Here is a 12704-nt window from a genome sequence, read left to right on the forward strand (position 1 = left end):
GTGGTGGAGGTGGTCATGATGCCCGTTCCTCTCGGGTGGCGTGACGGCGGGCGATGATGCCCTCGGCCAGGTGCGCCGCGTCGCGGTCGATGCCGAGGAAGCGGCCCGAGCCCCAGGTGTGCATCCAGGGCAGGCCGATGAAGGACAGGCCGGGTACCTCCGTCACGCCGCGGGTCTGCATGGGGTGGCCGGCGCCGTCGAACGCACTCGCCTCGATCCAGCGGTAGTCGGGCCGGTAACCGATCGCCCAGATGATCGTGGTGACGCCCTCCGCGGCGAGGTCGAGGGACGTCGGGTCGGACTCGGGCGCCCACACCGGCTCGTACCTCGACGGCGGCGGGGCGTCGATCCCGTGTGCGTCGATGTGCCGGTCGATGTCGGCGCAGATGGAGTTGTACACGCGGTCCGCGGAGTCCAGCGCGTCGGTCAGCGTGGGGGCGAAGCGCAGCCCGGAGTCCCGGCCCGAGGTGAGCGTGCCGTAGAGCCGCATTCCCTCGGCGGCGAATCGCCGCAGGTCCACGTCCCGCCCGCCGTCGCGGCCCGTCACGTAGTGGTTGGTCTTCTCCTGCGCGGCCTTACCGCCGGGGTACTGCTGTGCCGGGGTGTCGTACAGCCCCATGTCCGCGAGCCAGGTCATGCAGTCCCGGCCCCGGTAGAACCGGGCGACACGCGGGGCGTTGCCCACCGCCAGGTGGACCCGGCGACCGGCGAGGTGCAGGTCCTCGGCGATCTGCGCTCCGGACTGGCCGGACCCCACCACCAGGACCGCGCCCTCGGCCAGCTGGTCGGGGTTGCGGTACTGCTCGGAGTGCAGCTGCGTCACGGCGGGGTCGAGGAACGAGGCGTAGGGCGGGATCACGGGGACCGGGTAGCCGCCGGTGGCCACCACCACCTCGTCCGCGGTGACCGTCCGCTCGCCGACCGGGCCGGCGAGGGTCACCTCGAAGCCGGTGCCGGTCCGGCGCAGCCGGGTGGCGGCCGTGTGCTCGGCGAGCGGCGGGTCGAAGGTCTCCAGCCAGCCGTGCAGCCACTCGACCACCTGCTCGCGGGTCATGAACCCGTCGGGATCGGGGCCCTCGTAGTGGTAGCCCGGCAGCCTGCAGTGCCAGTTGGGCGTGACGAGCGTGAACGAATCCCACCGGGTGTCGGCCCAGGCGTGGACGGCGGTCTGCTTCTCCACCACCTGGTGGTCGACGCCCGCCGTACCGAGGTGATGGCTCACCGAGAGACCGGCCTGGCCGCCGCCGATGACGAGCACCGGGACATGGGAGCCGGGGGAGAACTGCGTGGTGCTCATGAGTGCTCCTGGGGGTCCGGCGAGGCGGAGGGCGCCTGCGCGGGGGGTGGGGATGCGGGGGGTGGGGATGCGGAGGGCAGCGGGGGGTGCATCGAGACGACCTCGACGAGGGCGTCCCCGGGGTGGGACCGGGACGCGGAGGCCACCCGTGCGGCGGTGTCCGCCGCCGAGCTGCACAGGAAGCCGTAGCGTTCGCGGACCCGCTCGCCCGCCTCGGTGAGCCCGTCGGTGGCCCGGCGGCGGAACTCGGCCACGCTCAGACGGTCGCCCACCGTGAGGTGGTCGTGGATCACCAGGCTGGGGGAGTAGTAGTCCCGGACCGTCCCGTCGGGCCACCGGACGGCGAAGCTCATCTCAGGCACTGGCGAGCGTCCTCTCGTCGGCCCGATCACTGACCTCGACCAGTGATCCGTACACGTCGGGGCGCCGATCGCGCAGGTGGAACATCCCGGCGCGCATGGCCGCGAAGGTCCCCGCCACGTCGACCTCGGCGACCGCCAGGCCCTCGTCGAGGGTGGTGGTGGCCAGGACGTTCCCGCCGGGATCGACGATCTTGGCGTTCCCGACGTACCGCAGGGACCCGAACGTCCCCGCCTGGTTGGAGGCCACCCAGAACACCTGGTTGTCCAGGGCCCGGGCGGAATCGAAGAGGTTGAACCGGTAGGTCCAGCGGTCCTCCTGGAGGTTGGCGGCGGTCGCGGTGCGTGCCGCCGGCCACGCGGACAGGGAAGCGATGATCTCGGCGCCCTGCAGTGCCATGACGCGTGCGGCCTCGGGGAACGCCTTGTCGTAACAGATCTGCAGGCCCACCCGACCGACCGGGGTGTCGAACACCCGGTAGTCGCCGCCGGAGGCATAGGACATGTTCTCCCCGAGGGGCTGGTGCACCTTGCGGTAGGTGCCGTAGACGCGGGTTCCGTCGAGGACGGCGGCCGCGTTGTAACGGCTCACCCCGTCGTCGTCGAGCTCGCAGAACCCGATGGCCACCACCAGGTCTCCGATGATCTCCTGCACCCGCGCGATCTCGGGGCCGTCGAGCCGGATGGCGGGGGGCAGTGATCGCGAGGTGGGCGTGGTGTCGCCGTGGTTTCCGAGGCTGGAGAGGTAGCCCCCGATGGCGGCCTCGGGAAAGACCAGGAAGTCGACGCCGCTCTCGCGGGCGATCTCCGTGTAATGGGCGATGGTCCGGTAGTTCTCCTCGAGGTCGCGGCCGAAGTTGGCGGCGACCGAGCCGATGGTCGTCATGGCATCAGACCATGTAGGTCGAGTTGATGATGGCGCCCTTACGGGCGTAGTGGATCAGGGCGTCCTGCACGTCGAGCGGGTGCGCGGGGATCACGCCCTCGATCAGGTCCTCCTCGCGACCGCCGTGGAGACCGAGCCCGAAGCGGCAGCAGAACACGGTTCCGCCCTCGGAGATGAACGACTCGAGGGACTCGTTGATGTTCTGCTCGCCGGGGAAGCCGGAGTCCCCGGTGGTGGGGAATCCGCGGGTGGCCAGGCAGTTGATCGCGCCGGGGCCGTAGAAGTAGATGGCCGACTCGAATCCCTTGCGCAGGGCGCGGGTGGCCTGGAGGACGGCGACGAAGGAGACGGAGGACTCGTGGGCGATCCCGTGGACGAGCGTAAAGTACGACTCCCCCTCCTCGGCCTTGTAGTCCGGGAAGATCTTGGTCCCGCCGTAGATGCTGGTGCCCTTGGGTAGGGACGGGTGCGGGATCTCCTTGAGGGAGGCGGCGATATTCTCCGTGATGGTGGCGTCGAACTCGGGCACTGTGGGCTCCTCGGGGACTGGGTCACCGGACGGGTTCCGATGACATGGCAGCGAGTACACGCCCGGACCGTTACCGCTGCGTATCGGTCCGTTACCGGGTGGTTGCGATTGGAACAACGCATCCGGCGCCGACGTAACATCGCGACCGACGCGGCCACCCGGTGGCGGCACCGTGGCGGCACCGTGGCGCGACCGTGGCGTCACCGCGGGGGTCCTGTGGCGGCTCCGCGTGGCCCGTGGAGTCGCCCCCGCGCTCCGCCGCCGGATGCTGATTACACTGGTGCTTTCCGTGCGGCCACGTCCGCCGCGCCCACCCCACCTGGAGGACTCACACGCGTGACCACCACTGTCAGCAGCCCCACCACCGCAGCTCTGTCCGGCCTGGCCGGGGCGGTCGCAGCGAACCCGGCGCTGGCCGATCTGCGGGCGGGACTGGACCGGGACTCCGCCGTGGTCCGGTCGGCGGAGTCCCTGCGGCCGTTCCTGGTGGCGGCCCTGGCGGAGCGTTCCCCGCTGCTGGTGGTGACGGCCACCGAGCGTGAATGTGAGGAGCTGGCCGACGAGTTGGCGGGACTGTTCGACGACCCGGACTCGTCGCACGAGGCCGTGGCGCAGTTCCCGAGCTGGGAGACGCTCCCGCACGAGCGCCTGTCGCCCGCCTCCGACACGATCGGTCGGCGGCTGCAGGTCCTGAACTCGGTGATGGGGGGACACGCCCCGAGGATCGTCGTGGCGGCGGCGCGGTCGGTGGTGCAGCCCATCTCCCCGGGGGCGGCCCGCCGTGAGCCGATCAGGGTGACCCGCGGCGCCGAGTTCGACCCCTCCGACCTGCTGGCGACCCTGACCGAGTTCGCCTACAGCCGCGAGGACATGGTGGCCCGCCGCGGCGACGTGGCGGTGCGTGGCGGCATCGTGGACGTGTTCCCCACGACCGCCGACCACCCCCTGCGTGTGGAGTTCGACGGGGACACGATCGCCGAGATCCGCGAGTTCTCAGTGGCCGACCAACGCTCCCTGCCCGAGGGCGAGGTCTCCTCGGCCGTGCTGTTCCCGTGCCGGGAGTTGCTGCTCGACGAGGACGTCCGCGAGCGCGCGCGGCGGCTGGCCGGGGCGCACCGGGAGAACCCGACCCTGGCGGAACTGCTGGACTCGCTGGCCGAGGGCATCCCCCGGGACGGCATGGAGGCGCTGACCTCGGTGCTCGTGCCGGAGGAGATGGCCACCCTGCCCATGCTCATGCCCGAGGGCACCCGCGTGGTGGTGTGCGACCCGGACAAGGTCCGCCGCCGCGCCGCCGACCTGGCCTCCGCCGGTCGGGAGTTCCTCGAGGCCTCGTGGACCGCCGCGACCATGGGCGGCGACGCCCCCGTGGACAGCGAGACCCTGGACCTGTCGGGCTCGGGCTACCGCACCTTCTCCGCCGTCCGCTCCGAGGCCACCGCCGCCGGCGTGCCCTGGTGGCAGCTGGTCCCCCCGGGATTCCTCACCGACCCCGAGGACGGCCTGGTGGTGGACGCCCCCGCCGGCGACCCGCCCGCCCCGCGCGGCAAGGACTCCGAGATGCAGGCCATGTTCGCCCGGCTGCGGGCGCTCATGTCCTCCGGCGGCCGGGCCGCGGTGGTGGTCCCGGGCCACGGCACCGTCGACCGCGTCCTGGAACGCCTGTCCGAGGCGGAGGTCCCGGCCACCGCCGCCCCGGCGGGATCCGAGCCCGCCCCCGGCGTGGTGTCGGTCTACGAGGCGATCCTGCACGGGGGGTTCGCCCTGTCGGGGGACTCCGGGGAGCAGGGGGACCACCTCGTCGTCGTCTCCGAGACCGACCTCACCGGCAACCGACTCGGCGCCACCGCGCGCCCCAAGGCGCGCCACGCCAAGCGACGCAACCAGGTGGACCCGCTGGCGCTCAAGGCCGGCGACTGGGTGGTGCACGACCAGCACGGCATCGGCCGGTTCGTGGAGATGGTCGAGCGGCAGGTGCGCGGCGGGGACGGTTCGAGTCGCCGCGAGTACGTGGTGATCGAGTACGCCCCCGGCAAGCGCGGGGGCGCCGGCGACCGCCTGTTCGTGCCCATGGAATCCCTCGGGCAGCTCAGCCGCTACGTGGGCGGGGAGGCCCCGACGCTGAGCAAGATGGGCGGCGCCGACTGGCAGAACACCAAGCGCAAGGCCCGCAAGGCGGTCCGCGAGATCGCCACCGAGCTGGTGCAGCTCTACGCCAAGCGGCAGTCCGCCCCGGGCCGAGCGTTCGGCCCCGACACCCCCTGGCAGCGGGAGATGGAGGACGCGTTCCCGTTCACCGAGACCGTCGACCAGCTCACGGCGATCGAGGAGGTCAAGGGGGACATGGAGAAGACCGCCCCCATGGACCGCGTGGTGGTGGGCGACGTGGGCTACGGCAAGACCGAGGTGGCCGTGCGGGCGGCGTTCAAGGCCGTGCAGGACGGCACCCAGGTCGCGGTGCTGGTGCCCACCACGCTGCTCGCGCAGCAGCACCAGGCGACCTTCGTCGAGCGCATGACCGGGTTCCCGGTGACCGTCAAGGGGCTCAGCCGGTTCACCTCCGACGCCGAGGCCAAGGAGGTGCTCAAGGGACTGGCCGACGGCACCGTGGACGTGGTGATCGGCACCCACCGGCTGCTGGCCACCGCGGTGCACTGGAAGAACCTCGGGCTGGTGGTGGTGGACGAGGAGCAGCGCTTCGGTGTGGAGCACAAGGAGCACATCACCTCGCTGCGCACCCACGTGGACGTGCTGACCATGTCCGCGACGCCCATCCCGCGGACGCTGGAGATGTCGCTGGCCGGGATCCGTGAGATGAGCCAGATCCTCACCCCGCCCGAGGAGCGGCTACCCGTGCTCACGTACGTGGGCGCGCACTCGGACAAGCACGTCGCCGCCGCGATCCGCCGCGAGCTGCTGCGTGAGGGGCAGGTGTTCTACGTGCACAACCGGGTGCGGACCATCGACGCCACCGCGGCGAAGATCCGCGACCTGGTGCCCGAGGCGCGCGTGGTGGTGGCCCACGGGCAGATGGGGGAGGAGCAGCTCGAGCAGACCGTCGGCGGGTTCTGGAACCGCGACTACGACGTGCTGGTGTGTACGACCATCGTCGAGACCGGCCTGGACATCTCCAACGCCAACACCCTGATCGTGGACCGCTCCGACCAGCTGGGTCTGTCGCAGATGCACCAGTTGCGCGGGCGCGTGGGCCGGTCCCGCGAGCGCGGCTACGCCTACTTCCTCTACGACCCGGAGAAGCCGCTCACCGAGACCGCGTACGACCGGTTGGCCACCATCGCCCAGAACAACGACCTGGGCGCGGGCATGGCCGTGGCCATGAAGGACCTCGAGCTGCGCGGCGCCGGCAACGTGCTGGGCGCCGAGCAGTCCGGCCACATCGCCGGCGTCGGCTTCGACCTCTACATCCGTCTGGTGGGCGAGGCCGTGGAGGCCTACCGCGCGATCGCCGACGGCGAGACCGTGGAGGTCGAGGAGGAGGTGGGCGAGATCCGCATCGAGTTGCCGGTCGACGCCTACATCCCGGTCGAGTACGTCGACGGCGACCGACTGCGTCTCGAGGCGTACCGCAAGCTCTCCCAGGCGCGGGCGCCCGAGGACATCGACGCGGTGGTCGAGGAACTGGTGGACCGCTACGGCCCCATGCCCGCCGAGGCCCGGCGCGTGGTGTCGGTGTCCCGGCTGCGGCTCGTGTGCCAGAAGTACAAGGTGCGGGAGATCGTGCTGGCCGGCTCCCGCCTGCGCGTGGGCCCGCTCGACCTGCTCGACTCCCAGCAGATCCGGCTCAAGCGCATGTACCCGGCCGCGCAGTACCGGGCCACGCAGAAGACCGTGCTGCTCCCGCTGCCCAAGGCGGCAGGCGCGCGTGCCGGTGCGGGCGCGGAGAAGGCGCGCGACGACGAGATGCTGCAGTACGCCGCCGACTTCCTCACAGCCATGGCCGGGGATCCGGAGGGCTCGCACCCGGTGATCCAGCCGGAGTTGGTGTCGGTGTGAGTCCCGAGTCCGGTTCCGGCTCCGACCCCCATCGAAAAGAGCGTTCCGCACAGATCCACTCGGCCGATGTGTCCGAAACGCTCTTCTCGACGGGCCCAGGTGTGGGCGCGGGCGCTGGCCCGGGCGCGGGCCCAGGTGCGGGCGTGGGCGCGGGGGATCGGCTCGCCGAGGCCGTCGAGGTGATGGCCCGCATCCGGCGCGACGGCGAGTGGGAAGCCGCCCAGACCCACGCCTCGCTGCTGCCGTACCTGCTGGAGGAGTCGTGGGAGCTGGTCGACGCCGTGGTCGACGGCGACCGCGACGAGTTGGTCTCCGAGCTGGGCGATCTGCTCCTGCAGGTGCTGTTCCACGCCGCGATCGGCGAGGAGCGGGCCGAGGGGGCGTTCGATATCCACGACGTGGCCGGCGCACTGCTGGACAAGCTGCGTCGTCGTGCGCCCTACTGGTTCACCGCTGATGGCGCTGTCGGCCTCGACGCAGCCGAGCAGGACCGCCTGTGGCAGGAGGCCAAGGCCGCCGAACGCGCCGGTCGCCCGCCGCGCGGGGTGGTCGACGGCATCCCGTGGGACATGCCGGCCCTCGCCCTCGGGCAGAAAGTGCTGGCCCGCGCCCGCTCGGCGGGTGTGCCTGATGAGCTGGTCCCCGCGCAGATGACAGTGATCCATGTGGACCCGGCGGGCCTTTTCCACGAGCACACCGCCGGCCGCCGCGACGACGGTCCGGGCGCGGAGTCCGAGTCCGGCTCCGCCGAGGTCGCGTACCGGCAGGTGGTCAGGACCTTCGCGCGCGACCTCCGCGAGGCCGAGTCGCGGCTCGACGTCGCGGCCGCGGACGCCTCCGCGGCCGACTGGCACGCGGCCTGGCCTGCCCGGCCCGCCTGAGCCCGCCGCCACCACCGGGCCTGCCCGGCCCGCCTGAGCCCGCCGCCGACTCCGGGGATGCACGCTCGCCTGCCCTGCGGCTCGCGCGTGCGTGCATCGGGGCGAGCGGATGTGGAGCGGGTGGACGGGCGAGCGGATGTGGAGCGGGTGGACGGGCGAGCGGATGTGGAGTGGGGACGAGCACGCGACCCGCGCGCGAGGGCGTGCGATGCCGTTTGCATGCCGTTTGGGGATTTCCTCCAGCAAAAGCCTGGTCGAGGCCCGGAACTTCGCGGATAGTGCTCCATGCACTTGGCCATCCGCACAACGCCGTCCCCACGTCGATTCTTCGTTAAGGCGGTGCATTCACTAGGCTCAGCGTGTTCACATGACAAATGAAGAGGGAGAGGGGCAGATTTGCTGAGCTCTACAGCGCTGAGCGCAACGGCCGTGGTTCTACTTCTGGTGTTGTTCTACGGCGGCACCATGGTCATGTCCACGCGGATCGCCAAGAGGAAAGAGAACGCCGACAGTTTCATGACCGCCGGCCACAAGATCGGGTTCGGGATCTCGGCCGCGTCGATGACCGCCACGTGGATCTGGGCGTCCTCCATGTACGCCTCGGTCAACTCCGGATACCTCTACGGCATTTCAGGGCCGATCCACTACGGGTTCTGGGGAGCCCTGATGATCCTGTTCATCTATCCCTTCGGTAAACGCATCCGCGAGGTCGCCCCGCAGGCGCACACTCTCGCGGAGGTCATGTTCGCCCGCCACGGTAGGTCCTCCCAGTTCATGCTGGCCGGATCCAATATCCTGGGTTCCGTCATCTCGTTGACGTCGAACTTCATCGCCGGCGGCGCGCTGATCTCGATGCTCAGCCCGTTCAGCTTCATCCAGGGCGTGATCGTGATCGCCGCGGGCGTCCTGCTCTACACGCTGTGGTCCGGTTTCCGCGCCTCCGTGCTCACCGACTTCGCGCAGGTACTGGCGATGCTCGGCGCGGTGATCATCATCGTGCCGTCGATGTTCTTCTTCCTCGGTGGAGTCGACCTGTTCACCACCGGGGCCCAGAACCTGACCCCGCAGCAGCAGTCGTTCTTCTCCTCGGATGCGTTCCTCAACCAGGGTGCTCCGTACATCGCTGCCGTCCTCGCCTACGCGATCGGCAACCAGACCATCGCGCAGCGACTGTTCGCGGTCCGCGAGGACCTGATCAGGCCGACCTTCATCACGGCGACCATCGGGTACGGCGCCACGATCATCGGCATCGGCATGGTCGGCGTGCTCGCCCTCTACGCGGGGATCGATCCCGTCGACGGCGACCCGAACAACGTGCTTCCCCAGGTGGCGGCCGAGTACCTGCCCGGTGTCCTGGTGGCGGTGTTCTTCATCATGATCATCGGTTCGCTGTCCTCCACCGCGGACTCGGACCTGTCCGCGATGTCGTCGATCGCGATGAGCGACCTGTACGGGCAGGGCATGCGCGGCCGTGGCACGGTGCCCAACCCCCGGGTGATGCTCATCGTCGGCCGGATCACCATGGTCCTGGCCACGGTGGCCGCCTTGTTCTTCGCCAACATCCGGTTCAACATCCTCGATCTGTTGGTGTTCGTGGGCGCGCTGTGGGGCGCACTGGTCTTCCCGGTGATCGCGAGCTTCTACTGGAAGAAGGTCACCAACTCGGCCTTCACCGTCTCCGTGCTGGTCGCCCTGGCGGTCTTCCTGCCCACTCGCTTCGGGCTGATCCCGGACTCCGGCGTGCTCGCATACGCCGTCGAGGCGCTCGCCGTGGTGGGTGTGGGCGTGGTCCTGGGCCTGATGGTGTTCGGCTTCCTGGGACTCAGGCCGGCGCTCGTCGTGGCTGTCGTCGCGGCCCTCGGCAGCGCGCCGTTCATCCTCGGCTTCCTGCGTGACTACGACACGCTCACGGCCTCACTCGTCGCGTACGCGGTCAGCACGATCGTCTGCGTGGCGATGTCGTACCGCAGTTCGATGGACTACGACTTCGACGAGATCGCGTTGGCCACCGCCGACTACGACACCGACGCGGTGGCGGAGGAGCTCGCCGACGCCGACGCCCGGAACACGGCCGAGAACAAGAACGATGACGACGACGACGTCGTCCGCGTCTAGGAGAGGAACTGCAGATGACACCGATACTTCTGACGATCTACGTCCTGATCTGGCCCGTGATCGTGGCCGGCGTCCTGGCCGTCCTGGTAGGAGCCTTCATCAGGGAGGCCGCCGAGGCCAAGCGGGACGGCGTGCCGATCATCTGAGCGTGCTCGACGGCACTACGCGTGTGCCCCCTCGCCGATTGCGGTGAGGGGGCACACCCGTGTCAGGAGCGGGGTCGGTCAGCTGTGGAAGATCCGTCGGTAGGCCGCGTTCATGGCGGGGGCGGGCAGACGCCGGTAGGCGTTGCGGGCGAGGTAGTTGGCCACGGCGCGGGGACGGGAGATCATGCCCGCGTCGAGGAGGGTGCGTTGAATGGTGCGCTCGGAGGCCGTGAGCTGGCGGCTCTTGCGACGGGAGAACTGAGCATCAGTGACGCGGAACTTCACCAGCGGTTCGGGCAGGTTGTGCAGGCGGTAGCCCGCGCCGATCAGGCGGATCATCAGGTCGTAGTCCTCCTGGTAGGGCACGTGGCGGTACCCGCCGACGGCGCGGATGGCGTCGGTGCGGGCCAGCAGGGACGGGTTGTTGACCGGGTTGTTGATGCGCGCGTAGCGGGCGATGTCCTCGTGCTCGGTGGGCAGGGCGCGCATGGCCTTCGGGTGCTCCGGGTCGGTGTCGAACTCGAGCATCGCCGAACCCAGGACGTCCACCCCGAGCGTGCGGGCGGCGTCGAGTTGCCGCTCGAACCGCTCGGGCAGGGAGATGTCGTCGGCGTCCTGGCGGGCGACCCAGCTGGTCCGGACCTCGTCGAACCCGCGTTGGGACGCCGCGGCGGCGCCGAGGTTCTGGGGTAGCGCGAACCGCTGCAGGTCCGGGGTGGAGTCCAGGACCTCACGCAGCGCGGGCGGCAGGGGACCGTCCTCCACCACGATCACCTCAGCCGGCTGAACCGTCTGCGCGTGCACACTGTCCAGGGCATCGCGGAGCTGCGAGGGCGCGATCGCGTGGTAGACGGTGAGCAGGACGGACAGTTCGGGGTCACGCATCGAGGTCCTCGCGGTCGGTCTGGGGGCGGGCAGGGTGCCGACGCCTGCGAGCAGTATCGCGGAGACCGAGGGTCTTTTCCGTCAGGCGTACCGCGAGGCGGTGGGTGGCCGGAGCAGTGGCGGGTGGCCGGGAGCAGCGGCGGATGGACAGGAAGAGCGGCGTCCGCCTCAGGCCAGGAGCGAGGCGTCCACGTCGTCCCACGAGCTCGCGCCACACAGGGACAGCGTGAGGTCGATCTCCGCGAGCAGGTTGTCGAGCACCTCGCCCACCCCCCGCTGCCCGGCGATGGCGAGCCCGTAGATGTGCGGCCGGCCGATCGTCACGGCGTCCGCGCCGCACGCCATGGCCTTGACCACGTCCGTGCCGTTGCGGATGCCGGAGTCCAGCAGCAGGGTCGGCTCGGGGCCGACGGCCTCGCGGATGCGCACGAGGGCGTCCAGCGTGCCGATGGACCCGTCCACCTGGCGGCCCCCGTGGTTGGAGACCATGACCGCGTCGACGCCCATGTCGAAGGCCCGCTGGGCGTCCTCCGGGTGCAGGACGCCCTTGAGGACGACCGGCAGTCGCGTCCGGTCCCGCAGCGTGGCGATGTGGTCCCAGTTCAGCGCCGGGTTGGAGAACGTGTCGAGAAAGGTCTGGACGGCGGCGCGGGTCTCGGGGGCGGTGAGGTTCCTGCGGAACGCGCCCGGGTGGTTCCGGGCCATCTCGAGCAGCGTCACGACGGCCTTCGGCGTGACCTTGACCGCGTCGGGGTCCGTGCCGGCGCCGGCGGCGGCCTCACGCGCGACCCGGTCGGCCACCATCTCGGCGAAGCGGGGGTCGGAGGTGTACTGGGCGATCCCGACCCCCCTCGTGAACGGGAGCGATCCCAGGTCGAGATCCCACGGCCGCCAGCCGAGCGTCGTGGTGTCGAGGGTGACGACCAGCGCCCCGGCGCCCGCGGCCTCCGCCCGGGAGATGAAGCTGTCGACAAGCTGCTCGTCCCTGCTCCAGTACAGCTGGAACCAGCGCGGCCCGTCCTTCATCGCCGCGGCAGTGGCCTCCATCGGCGACGAGCCCTGGGAGGACAGGATGTACGGCAGTCCGCGCTCGGCCGCGGCGCGCCCGATGTGGACGTCGGCGTCGCGGCGCACCAGGCCCGCGGCGCCGATCGGTGCGACCAGGACGGGCGCGGGCAGCGTCTGCCCTAGCACCTGCGTCGACAGGTCCCGCTGGTCGGTGCTGCGCAGGACGCGCGGGACCAGTCGGCGCCGGTCGAGCGCCTCGCGGTTGGCGCTCATCGTGACCCCGGAGCCGGCCCCTCCGTAGACGTAGGCCCAGGCCTTTCTGCCGCCGGGGCGGCGCAGCAGGGCGCGGCGTGCGGCGGCCTCGAGCTTCTCCGCGCTGGTCGGCACCGTGGGGGTGATGCCCGAGACACCGGCCCGGTAGATGGTGTTCTGGCGTGCCCGGCCGGGGGCGACGTTCTCGGGCTCGGCGCCGGCACGTCCCGTCCTGTCGTCGGCGTCGCCGGGGGAGCCTGCGTGGGAGGTCGCGGAGTCAGACGTCATACCGGCGAGCGTACTGAGGGTTCGGTCGGCCCGAGGGCCGCGCA

10 protein-coding genes are annotated in these 12704 nt (G+C 70.8%); 4 read left to right on the plus strand and 6 right to left on the minus strand.

Features of this window, described 5'->3' with window-relative positions:
- Positions 1-13: 13 nt before the first annotated feature.
- Genes ABD250_RS04500 through ABD250_RS04515 form a run of 4 tightly spaced genes read right to left on the minus strand, consistent with a single transcriptional unit; the run spans position 14 to position 3071 of the window.
- Positions 14-1297, minus strand: coding sequence for an MSMEG_0569 family flavin-dependent oxidoreductase (locus ABD250_RS04500; RefSeq protein WP_344390863.1), 1284 nt, complete (start codon positions 1295-1297; stop codon positions 14-16).
- On the minus strand, positions 1294-1650 hold the full coding sequence (locus tag ABD250_RS04505; RefSeq protein ID WP_194306987.1) for an MSMEG_0570 family nitrogen starvation response protein: 357 nt from the start codon (positions 1648-1650) through the stop codon (positions 1294-1296). The genes ABD250_RS04500 and ABD250_RS04505 overlap by 4 nt, the downstream gene beginning before the upstream one ends.
- Position 1651: 1 nt before the next feature.
- Complete coding sequence (locus ABD250_RS04510; protein ID WP_179525784.1) at positions 1652-2542, minus strand: carbon-nitrogen hydrolase family protein; 891 nt, start codon at positions 2540-2542, stop codon at positions 1652-1654.
- 4 nt (positions 2543-2546) lie between these two features.
- The gene (locus ABD250_RS04515; RefSeq protein WP_179525783.1) at positions 2547-3071 is read right to left on the minus strand and encodes an MSMEG_0572/Sll0783 family nitrogen starvation response protein; all 525 of its coding nucleotides are present in this window, start codon (positions 3069-3071) and stop codon (positions 2547-2549) included.
- Positions 3072-3407: 336 nt separating this feature from the next.
- Here ABD250_RS04515 and mfd point away from each other — a divergent pair, with 336 nt between their 5' ends.
- The 4 genes from mfd (at position 3408) to ABD250_RS04535 (ending at position 10227) form a co-directional block, all read left to right on the plus strand.
- Positions 3408-7085 (plus strand): transcription-repair coupling factor, encoded by a 3678-nt coding sequence (mfd, locus tag ABD250_RS04520; protein WP_344390866.1) that lies wholly within the window; start codon positions 3408-3410, stop codon positions 7083-7085.
- Between the two features lie 143 nt (positions 7086-7228).
- Positions 7229-7966: a MazG nucleotide pyrophosphohydrolase domain-containing protein gene (locus tag ABD250_RS04525; protein WP_344390868.1), complete on the plus strand. Its 738-nt coding sequence runs from the start codon at positions 7229-7231 to the stop codon at positions 7964-7966.
- Between the two features lie 465 nt (positions 7967-8431).
- Positions 8432-10081: a sodium:solute symporter family protein gene (locus ABD250_RS04530; RefSeq protein ID WP_422110527.1), complete on the plus strand. Its 1650-nt coding sequence runs from the start codon at positions 8432-8434 to the stop codon at positions 10079-10081.
- Between the two features lie 14 nt (positions 10082-10095).
- The gene (locus ABD250_RS04535) at positions 10096-10227 is read left to right on the plus strand and encodes a putative transporter small subunit (protein ID WP_218873259.1); all 132 of its coding nucleotides are present in this window, start codon (positions 10096-10098) and stop codon (positions 10225-10227) included.
- A 78-nt stretch (positions 10228-10305) separates the two neighbouring features.
- Here the strand turns inward: ABD250_RS04535 and ABD250_RS04540 are convergent, their stop codons facing one another.
- The gene (locus ABD250_RS04540; protein ID WP_182658558.1) at positions 10306-11112 is read right to left on the minus strand and encodes a glycosyltransferase; all 807 of its coding nucleotides are present in this window, start codon (positions 11110-11112) and stop codon (positions 10306-10308) included.
- A 168-nt stretch (positions 11113-11280) separates the two neighbouring features.
- Positions 11281-12660, minus strand: coding sequence for an alpha-hydroxy-acid oxidizing protein (locus tag ABD250_RS04545; protein WP_344390872.1), 1380 nt, complete (start codon positions 12658-12660; stop codon positions 11281-11283).
- Positions 12661-12704: the final 44 nt, after the last annotated feature.

This window comes from Dietzia cercidiphylli (assembly GCF_039531545.1).
GTDB lineage: Bacteria > Actinomycetota > Actinomycetes > Mycobacteriales > Mycobacteriaceae > Dietzia > Dietzia natronolimnaea.

What these genes read in the sequence shown, in the direction of transcription:
- ABD250_RS04535 (WP_218873259.1), top strand. Translation starts at nt 10,096, where the DNA reads ATGACACCGATACTTCTGACGATCTACGTCCTGATCTGGCCCGTGATC.
- ABD250_RS04540 (WP_182658558.1), bottom strand. Translation starts at nt 11,112, where the DNA reads ATGCGTGACCCCGAACTGTCCGTCCTGCTCACCGTCTACCACGCGATC.
- ABD250_RS04545 (WP_344390872.1), bottom strand. Translation starts at nt 12,660, where the DNA reads ATGACGTCTGACTCCGCGACCTCCCACGCAGGCTCCCCCGGCGACGCC.
- ABD250_RS04530 (WP_422110527.1), top strand. Translation starts at nt 8,432, where the DNA reads ATGGTCATGTCCACGCGGATCGCCAAGAGGAAAGAGAACGCCGACAGT.
- ABD250_RS04500 (WP_344390863.1), bottom strand. Translation starts at nt 1,297, where the DNA reads ATGAGCACCACGCAGTTCTCCCCCGGCTCCCATGTCCCGGTGCTCGTC.
- ABD250_RS04505 (WP_194306987.1), bottom strand. Translation starts at nt 1,650, where the DNA reads ATGAGCTTCGCCGTCCGGTGGCCCGACGGGACGGTCCGGGACTACTAC.
- ABD250_RS04510 (WP_179525784.1), bottom strand. Translation starts at nt 2,542, where the DNA reads ATGACGACCATCGGCTCGGTCGCCGCCAACTTCGGCCGCGACCTCGAG.